Annotated in this window: 22 protein-coding genes; 5 read left to right on the forward strand and 17 right to left on the reverse strand. The window is 45.2% G+C overall.

Annotated features, from left to right (window positions below; translation table 11 throughout):
- Window positions 1-4: 4 nt before the first annotated feature.
- The 3 genes from Q5L94_RS04250 to Q5L94_RS04260 are packed head-to-tail and all read left to right on the forward strand — an operon-like array spanning window position 5 to window position 3,308.
- The gene (locus Q5L94_RS04250; protein WP_317497216.1) at window positions 5-2,335 is read left to right on the forward strand and encodes a M1 family metallopeptidase; all 2,331 of its coding nucleotides are present in this window, start codon (window positions 5-7) and stop codon (window positions 2,333-2,335) included.
- Window positions 2,328-2,834, forward strand: a complete 507-nt coding sequence (locus Q5L94_RS04255) for a DUF6702 family protein (RefSeq protein WP_317497217.1) — start codon at window positions 2,328-2,330, stop codon at window positions 2,832-2,834. Before Q5L94_RS04250 ends, Q5L94_RS04255 begins: the two co-directional genes overlap by 8 nt.
- A 3-nt stretch (window positions 2,835-2,837) precedes the next feature.
- Window positions 2,838-3,308: a chemotaxis protein CheX gene (locus tag Q5L94_RS04260; protein WP_317497218.1), complete on the forward strand. Its 471-nt coding sequence runs from the start codon at window positions 2,838-2,840 to the stop codon at window positions 3,306-3,308.
- Between the two features lie 6 nt (window positions 3,309-3,314).
- Here Q5L94_RS04260 and dnaB read toward each other — a convergent pair whose 3' ends face one another.
- From dnaB to rnr, 9 genes are all read right to left on the reverse strand, one after another.
- Window positions 3,315-4,709: a replicative DNA helicase gene (gene dnaB, locus Q5L94_RS04265; RefSeq protein WP_317497219.1), complete on the reverse strand. Its 1,395-nt coding sequence runs from the start codon at window positions 4,707-4,709 to the stop codon at window positions 3,315-3,317.
- 95 nt (window positions 4,710-4,804) lie between these two features.
- Window positions 4,805-5,764, reverse strand: a complete 960-nt coding sequence (locus Q5L94_RS04270) for a DUF4097 family beta strand repeat-containing protein (RefSeq protein ID WP_317497220.1) — start codon at window positions 5,762-5,764, stop codon at window positions 4,805-4,807.
- A gap of 122 nt (window positions 5,765-5,886) precedes the next feature.
- The gene (rplI, locus tag Q5L94_RS04275; RefSeq protein ID WP_317497221.1) at window positions 5,887-6,339 is read right to left on the reverse strand and encodes a 50S ribosomal protein L9; all 453 of its coding nucleotides are present in this window, start codon (window positions 6,337-6,339) and stop codon (window positions 5,887-5,889) included.
- Window positions 6,340-6,380: 41 nt separating this feature from the next.
- On the reverse strand, window positions 6,381-6,608 hold the full coding sequence (gene rpsR / locus Q5L94_RS04280; protein ID WP_011235166.1) for a 30S ribosomal protein S18: 228 nt from the start codon (window positions 6,606-6,608) through the stop codon (window positions 6,381-6,383).
- A 10-nt stretch (window positions 6,609-6,618) separates the two neighbouring features.
- A complete protein-coding gene (gene priB, locus Q5L94_RS04285; protein WP_317497222.1) occupies window positions 6,619-6,918 on the reverse strand; it encodes a primosomal replication protein N in 300 nt (99 codons plus the stop codon).
- A 24-nt stretch (window positions 6,919-6,942) separates the two neighbouring features.
- Entirely contained in the window at window positions 6,943-7,293 is a 351-nt protein-coding gene (gene rpsF / locus Q5L94_RS04290) for a 30S ribosomal protein S6 (protein ID WP_011235168.1), read from the reverse strand.
- 137 nt (window positions 7,294-7,430) lie between these two features.
- Window positions 7,431-7,862, reverse strand: a complete 432-nt coding sequence (locus tag Q5L94_RS04295) for a signaling protein (protein WP_317497223.1) — start codon at window positions 7,860-7,862, stop codon at window positions 7,431-7,433.
- The gene (gene rlmB, locus Q5L94_RS04300) at window positions 7,852-8,598 is read right to left on the reverse strand and encodes a 23S rRNA (guanosine(2251)-2'-O)-methyltransferase RlmB (RefSeq protein ID WP_317497224.1); all 747 of its coding nucleotides are present in this window, start codon (window positions 8,596-8,598) and stop codon (window positions 7,852-7,854) included. Before rlmB ends, Q5L94_RS04295 begins: the two co-directional genes overlap by 11 nt.
- A complete protein-coding gene (gene rnr / locus Q5L94_RS04305) occupies window positions 8,595-10,904 on the reverse strand; it encodes a ribonuclease R (RefSeq protein WP_317497225.1) in 2,310 nt (769 codons plus the stop codon). Before rnr ends, rlmB begins: the two co-directional genes overlap by 4 nt.
- 194 nt (window positions 10,905-11,098) lie before the next feature.
- On the opposite strand from rnr, the gene Q5L94_RS04310 reads away from it, so the two are divergent.
- Both Q5L94_RS04310 and Q5L94_RS04315 read left to right on the forward strand, forming a co-directional pair.
- Complete coding sequence (locus tag Q5L94_RS04310; RefSeq protein ID WP_317497226.1) at window positions 11,099-11,455, forward strand: hypothetical protein; 357 nt, start codon at window positions 11,099-11,101, stop codon at window positions 11,453-11,455.
- Between the two features lie 37 nt (window positions 11,456-11,492).
- The gene (locus Q5L94_RS04315) at window positions 11,493-12,080 is read left to right on the forward strand and encodes a hypothetical protein (protein WP_317497227.1); all 588 of its coding nucleotides are present in this window, start codon (window positions 11,493-11,495) and stop codon (window positions 12,078-12,080) included.
- A gap of 72 nt (window positions 12,081-12,152) precedes the next feature.
- Here the strand turns inward: Q5L94_RS04315 and Q5L94_RS04320 are convergent, their stop codons facing one another.
- The 8 genes from Q5L94_RS04320 to Q5L94_RS04355 are packed head-to-tail and all read right to left on the reverse strand — an operon-like array spanning window position 12,153 to window position 19,984.
- Window positions 12,153-12,761 (reverse strand): hypothetical protein, encoded by a 609-nt coding sequence (locus tag Q5L94_RS04320; protein WP_317497228.1) that lies wholly within the window; start codon window positions 12,759-12,761, stop codon window positions 12,153-12,155.
- A gap of 2 nt (window positions 12,762-12,763) precedes the next feature.
- Entirely contained in the window at window positions 12,764-13,891 is a 1,128-nt protein-coding gene (locus Q5L94_RS04325; protein ID WP_317497229.1) for a murein transglycosylase domain-containing protein, read from the reverse strand.
- Entirely contained in the window at window positions 13,854-14,567 is a 714-nt protein-coding gene (locus Q5L94_RS04330; protein ID WP_317497230.1) for a hypothetical protein, read from the reverse strand. The genes Q5L94_RS04325 and Q5L94_RS04330 overlap by 38 nt, the downstream gene beginning before the upstream one ends.
- The gene (locus Q5L94_RS04335) at window positions 14,567-15,850 is read right to left on the reverse strand and encodes a hypothetical protein (RefSeq protein ID WP_317497231.1); all 1,284 of its coding nucleotides are present in this window, start codon (window positions 15,848-15,850) and stop codon (window positions 14,567-14,569) included. Before Q5L94_RS04335 ends, Q5L94_RS04330 begins: the two co-directional genes overlap by 1 nt.
- A gap of 12 nt (window positions 15,851-15,862) precedes the next feature.
- Window positions 15,863-17,248: a hypothetical protein gene (locus Q5L94_RS04340; protein WP_317497232.1), complete on the reverse strand. Its 1,386-nt coding sequence runs from the start codon at window positions 17,246-17,248 to the stop codon at window positions 15,863-15,865.
- Entirely contained in the window at window positions 17,245-18,372 is a 1,128-nt protein-coding gene (locus Q5L94_RS04345) for a hypothetical protein (protein ID WP_317497233.1), read from the reverse strand. Before Q5L94_RS04345 ends, Q5L94_RS04340 begins: the two co-directional genes overlap by 4 nt.
- Window positions 18,369-19,298, reverse strand: a complete 930-nt coding sequence (locus tag Q5L94_RS04350) for an LPP20 family lipoprotein (RefSeq protein WP_317497234.1) — start codon at window positions 19,296-19,298, stop codon at window positions 18,369-18,371. Before Q5L94_RS04350 ends, Q5L94_RS04345 begins: the two co-directional genes overlap by 4 nt.
- Window positions 19,298-19,984 (reverse strand): hypothetical protein, encoded by a 687-nt coding sequence (locus tag Q5L94_RS04355; protein ID WP_317497235.1) that lies wholly within the window; start codon window positions 19,982-19,984, stop codon window positions 19,298-19,300. The genes Q5L94_RS04350 and Q5L94_RS04355 overlap by 1 nt, the downstream gene beginning before the upstream one ends.
- Window positions 19,985-20,088 lie beyond the last annotated feature (104 nt).

The raw sequence follows: 20,088 nt of genomic DNA on the forward strand, positions 1-20,088 counted from the left end.
CACTATGAAGCTCAGCCATCTTATCGCTACAGCTACGGTTTGTTTAACCATTAATCAGGCCGCAACCGCTCAAGCTTTCGAAGACAAGTTTCGACAACTTAACGATGATAAATTCCGTAGCCCGAACATTTATCGTACCGCGTCCGGAGCTCCGGGGCATGCTTACTGGCAACAGGAAGCCGACTACAAAATTCAGGTTGCTCTGGACGATGAGAATCAGAGTATTACGGCACAAAGCACCATAGCTTACACCAATAATTCCCCCGATACTTTGCGCTATTTATGGGTCCAACTTGATCAGAACCGTTTTAAGAAAGATTCCATAGGACCACAAAGCCAGGCTACTGGAGATTTAGATCGGGTGAGTTTTTCCAGAATGGAAAGCATGCTCACTCAGGAAGAGTTTCCGGCGGGTTATGAGCTTACTGAAATCAGTAACGAAGATGGTGAACCTCTAGCACATTACGTTAATGACACTATGCTAAGACTGGATCTGGATGAGCCCCTTAAAAGCGGCGAAAGTGTTACTTTTAATATCAACTGGCAGTTCAATATTATTGAAGCCGAAGTACTTGGTGGTCGTGGCGGTTACGAATACTTTGAAGACGACGGTAACTACCTGTATGAAATGGCTCAATGGTTCCCTCGCATGGCCGCATATTACGACGCGGAAGGTTGGCAGAATAAACAATTTATTGGTAACGGCGAGTTCGCTTTAGAGTTTGGTGACTACCGCGTGGAGATAACGGTTCCGGCTGATCATATTGTTGCTTCTACCGGTGTTTTGCAAAATCCCGATGAGGTACTTACTTCTACTCAGCGTCAACGCCTGGAAAAAGCGCGTAACTCTGACAAGCCGGTAAAAATTGTCACTGAAGAAGAAGCATTAGAAAACCAGAAAGAAGGCACCGATAATACCAAAACCTGGATTTTCGAGGCCGATAAAGTTCGTGACTTTGCCTGGGCTTCATCGCGCAAGTTTATCTGGGACGCGCAGGGTTACAAGAAGAATGACACCGATGTCATAGCAATGTCATTTTATCCTGAAGAAGGCAACCCACTATGGGAACGTTACTCAACGGCCTCTATTATTCACACCATTGAGCACTATAACGATTACAGCTTTGACTATCCTTATCCTGTCGCTATATCGGTGAATGGCCCAGTTGGTGGTATGGAATACCCTATGATCACCTTTAACGGTCCGCGCCCTTACGTTGACGAGGATTCAGGTGAGAAATATTACTCTAAACGCACCAAGTACGGCTTAATTTCGGTCATCATTCACGAGATTGGTCATATTTACTTCCCAATGATTGTCAATACAGATGAGCGTCAATGGACCTGGATGGATGAAGGTATCAATACGTATCTGCAATTCCTGGCTGAACAAAAATGGGAAAAAGACTACCCGTCATGGCGCGGTGAGCCGCGTAACATTACCAACTACATGGCCAGCAGTAACCAAATGCCGATTATGACCAACTCAGAGTCGATTCTGCAATTTGGTAATAATGCCTACGGAAAGCCGGCTACAGCCCTTAATATATTACGTGAAACTATCGTTGGCCGTGAGCTCTTTGATTTCGCGTTTCGTCAGTATGCGCAGCGCTGGAAGTTTAAACGCCCGACACCAGAAGATTTATTCAGGACATTAGAGGATGCGTCTGGCGTTGATTTAGACTGGTTCTGGAGAGGTTGGTTCTACTCTACCGACCATGTCGATATTGCCCTTGAGCAAGTCAATCAGTTAACTATTAATACGCAAGATCCAGAAGTCGAAAAAGCATGGCAAAAACAGCAAGACGATGCTGAGCCAGAATCTTTGACAACTGAGCGTAATGCCGATGTTAATTATAAAATTCATCAGCAACCAAATCTTGCTGACTTTTATAATGAGAACAATGACTACACTGTCACTAACGCTGACCGCAACAAATATCAAGAACTGATAAAAGGGTTAAATGAAGAACAGCGGGAAATGCTGAAAAATGGCAGCAACTTCTACGTGCTTGATTTCGCCAATAAAGGTGGCTTAGTTATGCCGATTCTGCTTGATCTGCATTTTGAAGATGGCAGTAAAGAGCATGTTCGTATTCCAGCCGAGGTATGGCGCCGCTCTCCGCAAAAAGTGAGTAAGCTATTAATTCGCGATAAAACGTTAACTCAAGTTGTTGTTGATCCTAACTGGGAAACCGCAGATGTTGATACCAGTAACAACTACTGGCCAGCAAGAGCAGTTCCATCTCGAATTGAACTGTTTAAGCGTGAAGACCGTAATAAGAGCATGATGGAAGACTACAACGAAGAGTTGGAGTCTGGTAACGATGATTAAACTTGTTGCTGCTACTGGTTTTTTGTTCGCGCTGATACCATCTGTATCAGCGCATCGCTATTTTTTCGGGTTAACCGAAATAAGTGCAAATAAAAACACGCAAGCAATAGAAATCGTTCATCAGTATACTTTGCATGATGTACAACAGGTGCTTAAAAAGCGGCTGGGGAAAACTTTTAGGTTGGGAGAACAAGGCTCTGAGCAACATATCAGGGACTGGATAACTGAAAAGTTTCAACTGGTAAACCTACAAGGAAATAAAGTTGAGCCTAATTGGGTAGGTTTTGAAGCTGACTATCAGAAAATTTGGGTTTATCAGGAGATACCCAAGCGTGATAACCTGTGCGGGTGGGATGTTTCAAATACACTTTTAATGGATAGCTTTTCTGCCCAGGTAAATACTATCAATGTCGTCGATGATCATGGCAATCGTAGCCTAATTCTGACCATTAAAAATACATCTGACACAATTACGTGCCAGCAAGAGATAAAGGAATAGAAAATGAATGCCGAGTTTGTAAACCCATTTCTTCAGGCACTGCAAAATGTCTTGTCGATGATGGCTCAAATGGAATTGAAGCCCGGTAAAGCGCAACTAAAAAAAGATGAGTACGCGCGTGGCGATGTATCCGGCATCATCGGTATGGTGGGCCCACAGGTAAAAGGGTCATTCTCAATTTCATTTGAGGAAAATCTGGCCTGTGAAATCATGAATAAAATGCTAGGCGAGTTGCCTAACTCAATTAACGAAGATGTCTGCGATATGGTCGGCGAAATCACTAATATGGTTACCGGCGGAGCTAAAAAGACCCTGGGTGAAAAAGGTTACGACTTTGATATGGCAACCCCAATTGTCGTTTCAGGGAAAGACCATACCATTTCGCATAAATCTGAAGGCTCGAAACTGATTATGCCGTTCAACCACGTTTCAGGTAAAGCATACATCGAAATCTGCTTCGATAAAATCAAGTAGCGACGACTAGTAACGCTCGTCGCTGGCATGACGGGCATAGTTATCAAACCTCGATAACTGCCCATGGAATTTCAGTTCAATTTTACCAATAGGTCCATTACGCTGTTTCCCGATAATAATTTCAGCTAGGCCTTGCTCCGCCGAATCTGGGTGATAAACCTCGTCACGATAAATAAACATGATGACGTCAGCATCCTGCTCAATAGAGCCAGACTCGCGTAAGTCTGAGTTAACCGGTCTTTTATCAGAGCGCTGCTCTAATGAACGGTTTAGCTGAGACAACGCCACCACAGGCACTTCCAGCTCTTTCGCTAAGGACTTCAAAGAACGCGATATTTCTGCAATTTCCAGCGTCCGGTTTTCCGACATGCCCGGAACCGTCATTAACTGCAAATAATCCACCATAATCATGGATATTCCTTTGTGCTCTCTATGAATTCGGCGAGCACGGGAGCGCACTTCAGTCGGCGTTAGGCCAGACGAGTCATCTATATAAATATTATTCTTGTCGTTTAGCATATTCATAACAGACGCGATGCGAGCCCAATCGTCATCCTCTAGCTTACCTGTCCGTACTTTATTCTGATCTACGCGGCTAAGTGAAGCCAGCATACGCATCATCAACTGCTCTGCAGGCATCTCTAGACTAAACACCAATACCGGGCGGTCATCATTGAGTGCAATGTTCTCTGCCAGGTTCATGGCAAAGGTTGTTTTACCCATAGACGGGCGTGCTGCTACGATCACCAAGTCGGAAGGCTGAAGCCCTGCGGTCATCTGATCAAGATCAGTAAAGCCAGTAGAAACGCCAGTCACACCGTTATTGTTTTTCAGCTTACTCAACTGCTCAATACGGCTGACCGTGCGTTGCAAAATTAAATTGATACCTTGCGGCCCCTCACTGGAATTGACCCGCTTTTCTGCAATTTGAAAGACTTTTGATTCCGCCAGATCGAGCAATTGTGCGCTGCTGCGCCCCTGAGTATCATAACCTGACTCAGCGATATCATTTGCCGCACCAATCATTTCCCTCAAAACTGCTCGCTCGCGAACAATATTCGCATAAGCTAATATATTTGCCGCGCTGGGCGTGTTTTTTGCAATTTCACCAAGGTACGCAAAACCACCTATTTGGTCCAGCTCTCCTGCTGATTCCAGATTTTCGGAAACCGTCACCAAATCCATTGGCTGACTGCGTTGAGCAAGCTCATGCATGGCTTTAAAAATAAGCCGGTGAGAACGATGGTAGAAGTCTTCAGCGATAACGCTACCGGCAACATTGTCCCAGGCGTCATTATCGAGCATTAAACCGCCTAGAACGGATTGTTCAGCTTCAATTGAATGAGGTGCTGAGCGCAGTGCTTCTATTGACGCGTCGCGTTTTTTTGACTTCTCTGCCATGGGGAAAGTTGTCTCGCAAAGGGAAATAATAAGAGGGGATTACTATACAAAATCCCCTCTTGTTTAGAAAGCGAAGCGACACCTAACAGCATGATTTAATTTTTATCGAGTGTTATTTCACCACTAACCGTTGTAGCGGAAACGGACGCGCCACCGTCACCAACGGTAAACTCTAACTTAGAGGATGGCCCCCACTCGGCTTCAGTTGCTGTTTCATCGCTTAAGCGGTTCGTAATTTCACCGCCCGCATTAGACTTAATGTTGAAGTCTGCGTGAATGTCACCTACCCACTCAAACGTTAAATTGCCACTGACTGAATTTGTTTCTATACGCGCGCTCCCGGATAGACCTGCAGTTAGTGTTGCATCGCCGCTAACCGTGGTCATCTTAGCCTTAGTCAGAGTACCAACTTTTGCGCTAATATCACCCGAGACCGACTGCGCAGTAAATTCAGAAATAGAATCGGACTGACTGGTGATATCACCACTAACAGACTGGTAAGTTCCGGAATCAGCGCTATTATTTATATCTTTAATATCGCCGCTGATCGTTTCAAAACGGACATCACCACTTATCTCTTCAGCCTCAATATTTCCACTAACCGTCTTCAGCAGTACGCGATTGGCTATTTGCTTCACTCTTATATTTCCACTAACCAATCGAATTTCCAATCCACCATTGAATCCGTCAGCGATTACTTTCATGGATACGCCATTCACTTTAATATCCATAGAGTCAGGCAAGTATATTTTCAGATCTGAACCTTCGCCGTCGGAAGAGGAGTTAAAACCTATTTCCTGCGGCGTCTCAACTTTTATTTGGATACGACTGCCTCTTTGTTCAAAAATGAACCGTTCGGTTTTTTCATCTAATGTCCCAAGAACCCGAATCTCGTCTTTATCATGGGTAATGAGTTCGACCTTTCCTCTCATGTTGTCAATTAACACTCTTGCTCCGGGCGATGTAGACAATGTCTTATCGACTTTTTCCTGGGCCAGGCTAACCGAACTCACGATTAGTAATATGAACCCCGCTAAGGATAATAGTTTTTTCACTTTTCGCTCCCTATCTTTTTACTGCACCGTTCTCGCATATTGCCATAATAAAATTGTTAGTGACGAAAATTTCGCAAAAAAAAAGCTGCCAGAAGGCAGCTTTTTCAGCAAATCGTAACAACTTATTCAGCAGGTACAACTTTCAATGTAATGTTTGCAAATACATCAGCGTGCAAGTGCAGTTCAATATCAAACTCACCGACTTCACGTAATGTACCATGCGGCATTAACACTTCGCTCTTCTTCACTTCAACGCCAGCAGCTGTTACTGCATCAGCGATGTCGCGAGTACCGATAGAGCCAAATAGTTTGCCTTCATCACCAGCTTTAGACGAAATAGTTACTGCATCTAAGGCATTTACTTTCTCAGCACGAGCTTGAGCAGCAGCTAATTGATCCGCTAATTTCGCTTCATACTCAGCACGACGCTGTTCAAATAGATCAACGTTGCTTTTGGTCGCAGGTACAGCTTTTCCGTGAGGGAAAAGAAAGTTACGTGCGTAACCAGATTTTACACTGACTTGATCGCCAAGGCTTCCCAAGTTAGCAATTTTATCTAACAAAATGACATTCATTTCTCGCTACCTCTACTTTTGGTAATCGAACCGGTGCTAGCTTACTGATGTGAATCAGTATAAGGCAGCAGTGACAAATAACGAGCACGCTTAATAGCGCGCGCTAACTGACGCTGATACTTAGCCGATGTTCCAGTAATACGGCTAGGAACGATTTTACCAGTTTCAGTAATGTAGTTCTTAAGCGTAGCGATATCTTTATAATCAATTTCTTTTACGCCATCTGCTTTAAAGCGGCAGAATTTGCGGCGACGAAAAAAACGAGCCATGATGGTCTCCTTAAATCAATTCGAGATGCTGAGCATGAAGTACCAAACGAGGTGAGCCATTGCTATCCTCGTGACGGTGCAGAAAACCTTCTGCTAAAACTTCACAACCCACCGTCAATTTTTCTAACCAGTGTTGTAAACCTTCACCACTTAACACGACCTGAATACGCACATAAGATTGACGATTCATACCGGCTTCCGGTTGCATAGACCGATGTTCAATCACTAATTGTAAATGCTCAATACCTGACGGGCTGGTTTCCAGCTTAGGTACTTTGCAAAGTGTTCCGGTTAAATGCAGTCGATTCATAAGGGTTATTGAAAGTTAGCAAGCTTACGCTGCTTCACTGTCACCTTTACGATCTTCCTTCGGCTTAGTCAGCGGCGAAGGCTCAGTAATAGATTCTTTTTTACGCATGATCATATTGCGCAATACTGCATCGTTATAACGGAATGCAGTTTCAAGCTCTTCCACAACCTCTGCAGAAGCTTCAATGTTCAACAGAACATAGTGTGCTTTGTGCAGTTTGTTGATTGGGTAAGCCAATTGACGACGGCCCCAGTCTTCTAAACGATGGATTTGACCACCACCTTGCTTGATCGTTTCGCTGTAGCGCTCGATCATGCCAGGTACTTGCTCGCTTTGGTCCGGATGGACCATAAATACGATTTCGTAATGACGCATTACAGTTTCCTTTTGGTTCGTATAGCCTCAGTTTAGCTCAGCCGCACTAACATAGAAGCAAGGAACACATTCAGTAAAATGAGAATATGGCTGATTTAAGCCGCGCGATACTAACTAAAATGAACGCCAATTACAAGTTAATCAGCGTTTTTATGGGCTTTTTCGATACGTGAACTGAGTAAAGAAACAACGCGGTCGGCTAACTCATTAGCCACTGCGATTTCTCCACGTACAACAATATGATCAACAATCTTTTCTTGACGTCTTACTGTTGCATCAATTTGTACCGCATCCTGCTGTTCAGCGAACACAAGAGTGACTTGCCATTCAGCATTATTATCCTCAACCCTGTGCCACTCGTGCCTGACATCGAGCCGATTACTAATATCAAAGGCTAAATTCTGTACAGATTGAGCCGCGTTATCCTCTACCTCAAAATGAAAAGCAACATAGGGCTTCTCTGAACGCAGCCAGGTTGGTGATTCCCAGTTAGGCGTCCAGCTCACAAACAATACTGCAACCATAGCCAGAGCAATGGCTATGGGGAAAAGGCGACGTTTAAGATTCATTGCGCTGTCTGACAACCTCAAATAAACAAACCCCACTGGCTACAGAAACATTTAAGCTACTGACACTACCAGATAAAGGAATGGAGACTAAACCATCACAGGTTTCACGGGTAAGACGTCTCATGCCTTTACCTTCGGCTCCCATCACCAAAGCGACAGACCCTCTATAATCAACGTCATAAACGGATTGAGTCGCCTCCCCTGCGGTACCGTATACCCACACGCCTAACTCCTGTAAGTCACGAAGCGCCCGGGCTAAGTTGGTTACCACAATCAGAGGAACGTTCTCGGCAGCACCGGATGCCACCTTACGCACGGTTGGGGTAATTTGAGCCGATTTATCTTTTGGTACAATAACGCCCGTAACACCTGCTGCATCGGCCGTGCGTAGGCAGGCACCTAAATTATGCGGGTCGGTCACGCCATCGAGAATTAAGAACAACCCGGCCTGCTGGCTTTGTTCCAGCAATTTAGGCAAGTCATGCTCGGTTAAAGTAGGAGGCGACTGAACTGTCGCAACAACGCCCTGATGGTTACCGCCTTCCGCCCGTTTTTCCAGAGCTTGTTTAGGCACCCATTGAGGTCTGACGCCAGTCGCGTGGCATTGATTGACAATGTCACGCACCGAATCATCTTGACGCTCTTTAGAAACATAGAGTTCCACCAAACGATCCGGATGATTTTTTAATATGGCCCGCACCGCGTGCAAGCCAAATACGGTCACTTTTTGACTCATGACTTACTACGTCCTTTATTGCTGCCACGATTACCACTTTTCCGTTGGCCGCCTTTTCCGCGAGACTGTCCTTTTCTCTTACCTTTGCCTGAACCTTTAGCTGGCATATTGCGTTTCTGGCCACCCGGACTCGTCGCTTCCAACAACGTTAAATCAATTTTTCGATCATCCAGATTTACGTCTTTCACTTTGACTTTCACATTATCACCCAGACGGAAAACGCTATTGCTGTTTTCGCCTACCAACATACCTTTCTGTTGATCGAAGTGATAATAGTCGTTATCAAGATTACTGATGTGAACCAGCCCATCGATTTGATAGTCACTCAAGCGAACAAACAGACCAAAGTTAGTGACTGAGGAAATAATACCTTCAAATTCCATACCGACGTGATCAAGCATAAACTCACATTTCAGCCATTCGTCAACCTGGCGGGTGGCGTCATCTGCTCGACGCTCGGTCATTGAGGTATGCACGCCCAGTTCGTCCAGTTGCTTCTCCGAGTACGCCCATGCTCCCACTAAACCTTTTTCTTCACCTTTTTTCTTGCGCAGAATTGCTTTTATCGCACGGTGCAAAATAAGATCCGGATAACGACGAATAGGCGAGGTGAAGTGTGCATATGACTTCAATGCCAAACCAAAGTGACCTTTATTCTCTGGTTGATATACCGCCTGCTGCATAGAGCGCAACAACATGGTTTCAATCAGCTCATGATCCTGGCGATCTTTCACTTGCTCAAGCAAGTTCGCGTAATCTTTTGGAGATGGCTCATCACCGCCTTCGAGGTTCAGACCCAGTTCACCAAGAAAACTGCGGAAGTTGTTCAGTCGTTCGTCCGCTGGGGTTTCATGCACCCGGAACAACGCTCCAACTTCTTTATCAGATTCAATAAGCTGAGCAGAGGCAACATTTGCCATAATCATGCACTCTTCAATAATTTTGTGAGCAACATGACGTTTAACCGGCTCGATACTCTCAATTTTACGCTGAGCGTTAAAAATAAAGCGGGTTTCCTGCGTATCAAACTCAATAGCTGAGCGGCGCTTACGAGCTGCACTTAAGGCATTATAAAGTCGCTCCAGCTCCTGCACATTGTCCATAACGTGCTGGTACTGTTGTTGCAGTTCTTCATCGCCATCAAGTAGTTTTTTAACTTTATTGTAAGTCAGTCGCGCATGGCTTTTCATCACTGCCGGATAGAACTCTGTGGATTTGAGTTTTCCGCGAGGCCCTAATTCCATTTCAGCAACCATACACAACCGGTCGACATCAGGGTTTAACGAACACAAACCATTAGACAGTTTTTCCGGTAACATTGGAATAACGTTACTGGGGAAGTAAACTGAGTTACCGCGTTCCGTTGCGGCTTTATCAAGCACCGTGTCTGGCCGCACGTAATAAGATACATCAGCTATAGCAACCCAAAGGCGCCAGCCTTTTTCTTCCTGTACGCAACAAACTGCATCATCAAAGTCGCGGGAGTCCTCACCATCAATCGTAATAAGCGGCAACTCACGTAAGTCTTTGCGGCCTTCGTAGGCCTCTGCCGGAACTTCTTCGCTGTATTTCTTCAGCTCTTCGTCAACTTCAGTTGGCCATTCGGTAGGGATATCATGCTCGCGAATCGCGACCTGAATTTCCATACCTGGCGCCATATGTTCACCCAGCACCTCGCTGACCCGACCAATTGGGCTGGTACGTCTGCTGGGTCTTCGGGTAATTTCTACGACCACAAGTTGGCCATGACGCGCGCCATTTTTATCCGCATCAGGAATAAGAATATCCTGACTAATACGCCCATCATCCGGCACCACTATGCCCAAATCATGTTCAATGAAATAACGCCCAACAATATTACTGTCGCGGGGCTCTGTAACTCTTACGATACGGCCTTCGGTTCGACCACGGCTATCTTTGCCGCTGGTTTTGACCAATACGCGATCACCATGCAAAACTGAATACATTTGATGATGCGGAATAAACAGGTCTTTACCGCCATCTTCAGTCTGACAAAATCCAAAACCGTCTTTATGACCAATAATACGACCTTTGATCAAATCCATACGCTCAGGCAGACCATAAGCATTCGCCTTGCTGTATATAAGCTGTCCGTCGCGCTCCATAGCGCGCAAACGCCGTTTCAAGCCAATTGCCTGGCGCTCATCATCTAAACCAAAGTGACGAATGAACTCGTCAAACTGAACCGGTTTACTGTTTGAGGTTACAAGTTCAAGCAATTGCTCACGGCCCGGAATTTCAACTTCATATTCTGGCGTACTGTTGTTCTGTTGATTATCTGACATAGAATCCTATTGTAGTTGCACGGTTAAGGGGAACCGGTGGGCAACAGTATACGTGCTGAATTTCATAATGTCAGTGCTTCGCTTGTATTTTGAACAAAACGTACCCATATATTGCGTAATTGGTAAAAAATGAGTTGTCGAATCGTCCTATATACTCTAATTTGAGAATTGAAACATTTACTAAGATCAAACGAATGCAAAAACATGCAGTAAATACCACAGAATTAAACTGGCCCGCAAAGTGGGGCTATCAGGTATTACTGTGCTTATTGCTTGTCGCCTTTAGTACCTCCAGCTATGCAGCATCGGCTGAAAACGCCGAAAAACATCTAACAGATCAGCCAACTCCTGACTCAGTTTTCGTTGCCGGTCTCTCGTCATCCGTTTTTGAGGTTCAGGCTGAAGAGCCCGAATTCGACAAAGCAATAGATGTTTCATCAAGAGTGTTTCAAAGCGTTCAGCCGCTTGTTCCTCCCGCTCAGAGAAAAAGTAAACCAAAACTGACTCAGTGGAATTGGCACCTCGTCAGGGGACCACCCGCTCACCTTTAAAAATTCTGTATTTTTCTAATTTTTAAAGGAGTTTGTCATGAGTGAGTTTAAAGAAATTCAATGGTCTTCTGCAGCCGATAAAATTGCAATACACCACGCGGATAAATCAAACAAAACGTTGAGCTGGCACGATGATGCATTGCACGTGATGGATGATTTTAAAACCTTATCGGCTGTTGAACTGCCGGAAAGTACACTGGTTAGCGACGCAGAATCTGCTATTAGAGGAGCGTCCTGTCGCTATGCTTGTGTAGAAAATAGCAGCCATCAAATGACCGGACTACTCGCACTCAGGGAACTGCATGGCCGAAAAGCAACTCAAATGACCACGCGTACGCAGACCAACTGGAAGGAGCTAACGGTAAAAGAACTGATGATGCCGTTATCCGCATTACCTCAAGTACAGTTAAGTGACCTGAAGAAATCTCGCATCGGAGATGTCGCAGCCACACTGAAAGCCAGTGGAAGAGATTTTTTGGTCGTCATCAATGAAGAAGAGGTTTTTGGCGTGGTTTCTTCTCTTAAGGTTGCTGAACTCACCGGGGAATCCGTCAATGTATTCCATTTGCCTTCGACATTTGCAGAGATTATCTCAGTGGTGAAGCATAAAGAGGCTATTGAGTGAAATAACGCAAATTTTTTACATCTAGTTAGCCCCGGGTCAAACTGTAACTCGGGGCCTATTATTATAATTGAGCTATAGAGAATTTAACTCTTTTTCCAGCTCCTTCATTGCTTTTTGAGTACGAAACTCTTCATAGAGCGCTGCTTTAGATTGCGGATCAAGCTGACGGTTTGACTCATCAACTAAGGCGTCAAACATTTCGCGAGTGTCTTCTTTAACGACTAAAGCGCACAGATACTTTTTACCATCAATTTGCGCTAAAGAAATTTCTTCCGGCGTTGAGCCTTCTAAAGTTTCGCTGGAAACTTGTTTGGTGACCTGTTCAAATGTTGAACCAACATCACTTTTGCCCTCCGCCTGAAGCTTGCGGTTATATAATTTATCTAATACGCTCGCTTTTATGCTGATTTGTTGCGCCATATCCGCTCGTGCGGCAGCCACAGCTTGAGGTCTGTCTACGGCCATATTTCCTGACCAGTCGACACACGCGGATGATGCTAAGCCCTTGTCTGATTTAGGAAGAAACACCCAGGCGGGCGCTGAGTCTTGAAGATTTCCGGTCACAGACTGCATCTGTTGATTTGCCTGTGCTGACGACTTTTGCTCTTCTGTTTGTTCTGGCTGTGATGCACATGCCGTCAACGCAAAGCACACCCCTATAGTAATCAAATGTTTCTTCATAATTATAAACCCAATGTTTTTTGATAATGAGCTTCACGCTCAGTGACTTTTGTTAAATAATTCTTGGTTTCCGATGCTGGCAAATAAGTCATTAGGTGCTCGTACACTTGTCCCGGTGACATTTGGTTTGCGGCTCTACTCGCTTTCGTCAATGAAGTGGTATTCGTCATTGCCCGCGCCACATTACCTGGCCCCGTATTATAAGCCGCAATTGCTATATAAAAGCGAGACTGAGTATTACGAACATCTTTAAAATAGCGGTTTAGCAATAAATGAAAATAAACGCTCCCTGCCTGTATATTTCGATTCGGATCAAACAGGTATTCAGGCGTCAGTAAACGCTGTTGTCCATGCAAAAACTGACTAATATCCTTTCCCGCCGATGTAGGTACTATCTGCATTAACCCGAAAGCAGGAATGTGAGAACGGGCTAACGGATTAAAGCTCGACTCAGTATGGATAACAGCAATAATTAACTCGGTAGGGAGTCCCCATTGACGCGCGTAGATCTCCGCGACTGGCAGTACTCGTTTTAATCGCTCCGAGACTGCTGCATCAGGCATCTTAATAGTCACCGAAGCTTGTTTTCCTGAGCGATGCACTTTTTGCTGAGGTAAATCCTGAACTTCGATCTTTCTCCCTAGCAAAGACTCAGACCTTCGTGGTTGCTTTTGAGGATGTTTGTTAACACTCATTCCAGCATTAATTAAGATAGGATCGGATTCGACAGCTTCTTGCGCAGAGGTCTCATTCAACCGTTTAACTTCAGCTTTCGCAGTATTTAATACATCCGCGTCGTCAGAGTCATCCAAAACTTCCACTGTAATAGTGTTGTTTTCATAATCGACGATGGTTCGACGACTTTTGTCGTCCGAATATTCAACCCAGCGTTTTTTATCAGGGAGCTTAGCGTCATCCCACTTTTCAGCAACTTCCTTACGATACGCTTGCTCGGCTTCCCGCCAACGCTCAACAAACGCCTGAAATTCCTGCTCACGTTTATCCTGGAACTCCTGAAACTCGGTCTGCTGCTCTTTAAGGTACTGCTCAAATTCAGCATCGTCCTGTGCAACCGTACTAAAAACGCTGAGACTAAAAATAGCTAGATAAATCGTCGGCTTTTTCAGCATCTTCCCGCTCCTTTTGTTCTTCAGCATTCAGCTTTAATTGACGGCATTCCACTGAGTCGCAGCTACTGGCTAAGTCAATAACTGATTGCCAACGGCCATCAGAAAACCAAATTGATGACACCGCGTATTTTGCAGCATTCATGATCAATGCATTGTCATTAAGGTTAGTGTCTAAATAGCCTAGACGTTGCTGCTCGGGCGCCAACTTCGCGATTAACGCTACTGCATCGGCAGAAGAATACGAGTGTGATAAAGCTTCTTTAAGAAAAGGCTTTATCTGTTCAAACTTGCCCTGTTCGACCAAAAACCATGCTGCTCTTACCGATAAGCCGGCGATATTCAATAACCAATCACTGACTTGTGACTCCCCCGCACAATGCAGCCACCCGGACTCATTCCATGAGTTAAACTTCTCAATATCTGCTCGAAGAAATGAAACCTCACCAGGCACGCTAAGGCCAACACGTTCACTCAGGCGTTCTCTAACTTCGGCTCTAAGAGGCAAAGTCAATGCTGACCGACAAGCTTTTTGCCAGGCCTGGCTTGGTAGTTTCGAGTCAGTTCGCACTCTAGCTTCGCCGTTTGAAATCTCTTTTTCAAACCGACTCAGCTCTGGTGGCTCTGAAGCTATAGCAAGCTGGGACAAAAGCCCCAGCGATGCAATAAACCACTTCATTATAGGTTGTCTTCGTCAGATACCTTACCTGACGCACCTTGAGGGTTCGCCGCTTCGTCATTTTGGCCACCATAAACTCGAATATTACGACCTGAGCCGCTCGGATTAGCTGTACCGCCAGCTTCCATTTCGCGTTTAGCTTCGCGAGACACAGCTTCTAAAGAAGGAGAATAAACGGATACGGTATACATCCAATGACCATCTTCGCTCGCAAAGCTACGGTTGCTGACACCCGGAGGCAATTGCCCCTTGGTTACAGAGCCATATTCGTCAGACATTTTCAATTGATTAAGGAAGACAGTACGTTCGCTATCCAGTTTTTTTGCAGTTGTCGGATCTTCTAAGCGCGGATCGCCGCCGTATTCAAACTGCTGATTTGACTCCACTTGATCTTCGCTGAAGCTGCCTTTCCAATAGACTTCATCGCCCTGCATAGTGCCAATAAGCGCGCTGTTTGCTCGGCTTTGTGACTGGCGCTTAGCCGCATCTTTCAGTCGTCTTGCAACACGCGAGTTATCGTTATCGCGAATAATTGCAGAGCCATAACCCATTAAAATGATTTCGCCGGTGTCAGCATGGGTTAGGATTTTCGCTCCCATTGGCGGCAAAACACCACTGTTAATATCTGCAACTACTTGCTTAAATACTTCATTAGGGTTTGTCGTTACGGCAACAGCACCATGGCTATCACGAATTTGCGCGCGTGTTTTAGGCGTTGAAATTAAGCTAACGCGCACGCTTTTCGAATCAATATCATCATAGACGTCAAAAGTAACGTAGCCAGATAAAGAACCAGATACAGAGTCAATGCAATTCTCTTGCATAGTCGTTGATTCGTTAGTAATCGAGTCAGAACCCGTTTGAATATCATCCAATACCGTTTGAACGGCGTTCTCACATTCCTGTTGAATACCATTCATATTTTCAATAAGCTGCTTCTTCGCAATTAGCGCGGCTTGGTTGTATGCGCCACGCTTCGATAATAGCGTCGCATTCATATTGTCGTAGGTGTTATAACTAGAACTACCGATTGACAAAATCCCGGTTCCGCTACCAACTTGAACTAAACGGATACCGTCCTGGTTTTCATCTACAAGCTGTTGGTGAGCTGCTTTTACAGCCGTTTTCTCGTCTTTACCGACAACCACATTGCCTTTAGTAACGACGTCGACAGACTCCACACTTTCGCCAGGTCGTGCCGGAGTCATATCTGTTAAGTCAAAGTCTTGTGCGAATGTTGGCAACGCAGCCAACAACGCTAAAGTTAAGAGTGAACGTTTCATTATTTATTTTCCTTAATCAAACCGAATAGTAAATTCATTGTTTATTTGAGCTTTTGGCAGGCTTTGTGCTGCTATTGGTCGCACCGATTGATGCAGAGCAGCAACAAGCTCACCGGTTGCTCCGGCATATCGCAAACTGGCTTTGTAATAGTCCCCCTGACTATTCACAACTACGTCTTTCACACCGCCCAGTGTCGACAAAATAGAAGACAGCTTATCGGGCTGAGACAAGTAGCGCGTATGTATAAAAATATCGCGAACCATGCCACCTTGCGCGACCACCTGATTAAACGACTTTTTCAGCGTTTTGCGCAGCGACTGCTGCTGTTCGGGAGTAGCGAGGTGCACATCAATAAGGTCGTGTTCGACCTGAGCACTTGTTGGCAAAGACAATAAGCTTGGTTCATTTCGCCAAAGCCCGTATTGCTGACCCGATAAATCTTCTACCTTTACATTGAGCTGCAGTCGACTGTTGGCCCCCTTTTCTCGAAGAACCGAGTCAGCTTTAATCACTAAATTAGCATGAGGGCTATATTCAATACCCTGCTCTGCAAGCCAGTCTTTCAGCAGGCTACTCAGTGGTTCCGGTGCTTGAACATTTACTCGTGGCGAACCAATAGCCATCAGCACATCATTCGCAGCCTGAGCTATAGGTTGCTTTTCCACCACAGCTTTAATTGTGACTTCAACGCCGTTATTAGGCAGTTCTCGACTGTTGAGCAAAGACCACTCTTTAACGAGTCCTTGCGACCTTGTATGCAATTGTTGAGAAATCACTTCGTTCACCGAGAACTCATCACCGCTCTCGCTCGAAGACTCCTCGGTCGTTGAAAACTGCGTATTTTGCTGAGTCAGCCACATACCAACGACTTGTGAAACCGCACGTTTCAAGGCATCCATTTCAGCTTGGGTGCGTGCTGTGCGGCCGTTCTCGCTATCTGGCCACCCTTCGCCTATAACCGTCACTAACACATTCTCGGCTGCAGCATCCCAGTCACCGCCATCCGATTGACCGTTCGATTTTGGCAAACTACCTGTTTTTAAACGAACAGTGACACAAGTATCGCTGCCCTGAAGACGAGGAGCCGAAATATCAACAGGCATTTGCTGAATACTCATACCCTGCTGTTGCATGTCGCTCAATTTACGAACCCAGGATGACGTCTCCGTGTCGATATCTTCGCTTGAGGTTTGTTGCGCCAGCAACTTAGGTGACGATAAGAATTGCGCAACCTGCGACAAGGCATCCATTTTTGCCGACTCTATCGCAGGCGCTCCGCGCCCATAGGCACAGGCTTCCGCTTCGATACCGCGCATTGAGCTCAGAGAAATCTGAGCTAATGCGCTGCATGAAGCTACACTGGCTAGCACACCAAAACTAAGTGCTAGTTTCCTCATGTGCGAGACTCCAGGAATCCGGCCGGAGTACCGACTGAAACAGCGAAAATCTTAGTGCCGTTTGACGGGCGATAGATTCCATTCGCTGCTGAACGTTCCACTTGTTCAGCCAAGTCGCTATTTTTCCATACCGCTATTTCGCCCACTGCACTGTTGCGAGATGGGTTCACATTGGCCACGCCAATTGGCTCAACAAAACCAGCTTCGTATTGGAAAATAATCATCGTCTCGTTGGGTAGTACACCGGCATTCTGACCACGGTCCAAACTCACTTGATTGCCTTTAATACCAAGGACCTGGGCCGTTGCTGGCATTTCAGAAAGCATACGTGTCAGCAGAATATCAATGCCGCGAGACGTCATATCGTTAATCACCGCATTAACGTGCGCAGGATCGTGGTAACGAAAGCCTGTTTCATAACGGTTATTCACCATGACGTATTTCAGCTCGTTACGCTCACGCACATCTTCCGATTTAACACGAATCTTACCTAAATTAGGATAAGACATTAGCTCTCGTGTAAACGGGTTCAAAACAGCGGTTGTTAGTTCTAATGTGTAGTCCATCCAGCCGGTAATTGAGCCTTCACTTTTCACTGTGCGCAGAGTATCTAATTTGACAATAAAGTCAGGCTTTAGCACTTTTTGTCTGCCAGCTCTTTCTGCTAGGGCTCTGGCTCCCTGCTGCTCCATGAAAATTTGTTTTTCTTGAGAAATAACATCGTCGTCACGCGTAATGATTCTGAAGCGGTTAATGCCCGCGAACTGATTCTCCAGCATAAAGAGTAATTGCTTATCATCATACTCACGCAGCGCTTCTACGCCTTGACCTTCACCGCCCACATCGGTACCCGCAAAGTACATACGAACGGTTGGCTTCTTAAGTGGGCAGGCATCAGACTCAGTCGCTGGGTTAAACGTACAGTTCTGAAGGCCTTGGGTATCAAAATACGCTGGAACTTTAATGTCTTCGTTATCAAAGTTATAAGCGCTACGTGCAATACTGGCATTTGACGCCCGGTTTGATACTTTCGCGGTTTGTGTTTGATCAGCTTGACGAGTCTGACAAGCACTCAGAGATAAAACAGCCAATGCTGTGACAGTGAGTTTCGTCACTAACTTCATAGTTCACTTCCTTTTTCAAAAAGCCAGTTTTGTATAGGGGTATCTAAAATGGTGCGTAACTGTTGTAAGGCGTGACTTTCAGCCTCACCAGCAGACGAGCCGCTGCCGACAACGGAGATATGTTCTTGTCGGAAAATCCTGAACGGAGTACGCGGTTGGGTTAACTCTACAGCCAAATCCAACTTGTGCTGGTACGTATCATTTTGTTGCCTTGTTTTGTGGCTGGGCTTCAACTGTAACCACAAAACCGTTTTGCTAGCTGATGGGATGTGCCGATTAATAAGACCAGCGACATCTTGTAGGGAGTTGTCGGCAATGACACGTACGCCATAACGCTGCCAAACCTCAACTACAGCAGCTAAGTTATCGCGCAGCTTAGCTTTCATGGCTGCCTTTTCTGCACCAAGAGCGTTTAAAGCTCTTTCAACTCTTAGTCCATATTCGTTCGTTACTCTGAACTTAAGTGACCAAAGAACCTTATCAACAGGCGATGCTCTTACTGGGAAGCTAAGCGTTGCTAACGGTGTTAATTCATCCTCAAGAAAACGAATCAACTGTGTTTTACTCAGACTTGCCCGAACATAAACCACACCCGAGCGTTCCTCAACATATTCTTTATCGAAGGTAACGTCATTAACTTCAATAGAGAGAGTTTCACTGAAAACCGACTGCTTGAAAAACTGTGATGTTTCTTCTTGTCGTTTTTCAACTACTGATACACTTTCTGCTGAAACAGATTGGCTGACCTGAGCAATAATTTCGGCGACTGCGGCTCGCTTAGCCTGATTGATGGACGCGCCACTACCAATTGCAGCCAGTTCGTCACTTGATGCCTTAGCCTCAAAAATCCAACTCGGCAACTCTTGTGCAGCTAAGGAGAAACTGAAGGTGGTCATAATAATGACCACCCAATTACGAATAAACATTAACCTTTAGCTTCTAGCTCATCTTGAAGCGAATTAATGGCTTCAATAGTCTCTTGCTCAAGCGTAATGATTTCGTTCGCGTCCGATGCTAAATCAATTTGATCTTTCGCTCGGAGAATAGCCAAACCGAGATTGTTATCAGCGCTTTGTTCGTTACCACTCATCCAACCCGAAACCGTACCTATGCTAGCGGCTTTAGCTACAGTAGAAGAATGATCTTTCAAAATAATTGCTGCTTGTGCCAACTGCAGTGTAATTTCAGTTGCTAATTTAGCATTCTGATCAGATACACTTTCGATTGCTGAGTTGTATGCAGCCAACTTTGGACCTATCTTTTCATCTTCAGCCTGCGCTTTCTCGTCAAATGCAGCAATCGCATCTCTTAACTCACCTTCTGACTTTCCCTGATGAGCCGTTAAAAATGCTTGTACATCAACATAGTTTTCCGTCTGGGTACGATACTCGCCCATTACGCTGTATTGGCGTTCCAGGATAGAAGCACAGATATTTAAGAATTCATCGACACCCGGTTGAATTTCGACACGATTAAATCCAAGGTCTTCCATTTGCACAGAAAGATCAGCGACGGCTTGGTTTCGATCTAATGTTGCGGCGTTTTCATTAGAAGTAGACATACACGCACTCAGTACAACGGCGGCTAATGGTGCAACGATCCATTTTTTCATAATACTTTCCCTCAGAGGCTTTGAGCCAAGTCAACATTTTTATTACATAGGCTTAGTTAAGCCATAATGGGGAATGTAAAGAAAGCGTTAAGAAGGATCAATCA

Origin of the sequence: Idiomarina sp. Sol25 (assembly GCF_033052775.1) — a bacterium.
Classification (GTDB): Bacteria; Pseudomonadota; Gammaproteobacteria; order Enterobacterales; family Alteromonadaceae; genus Idiomarina.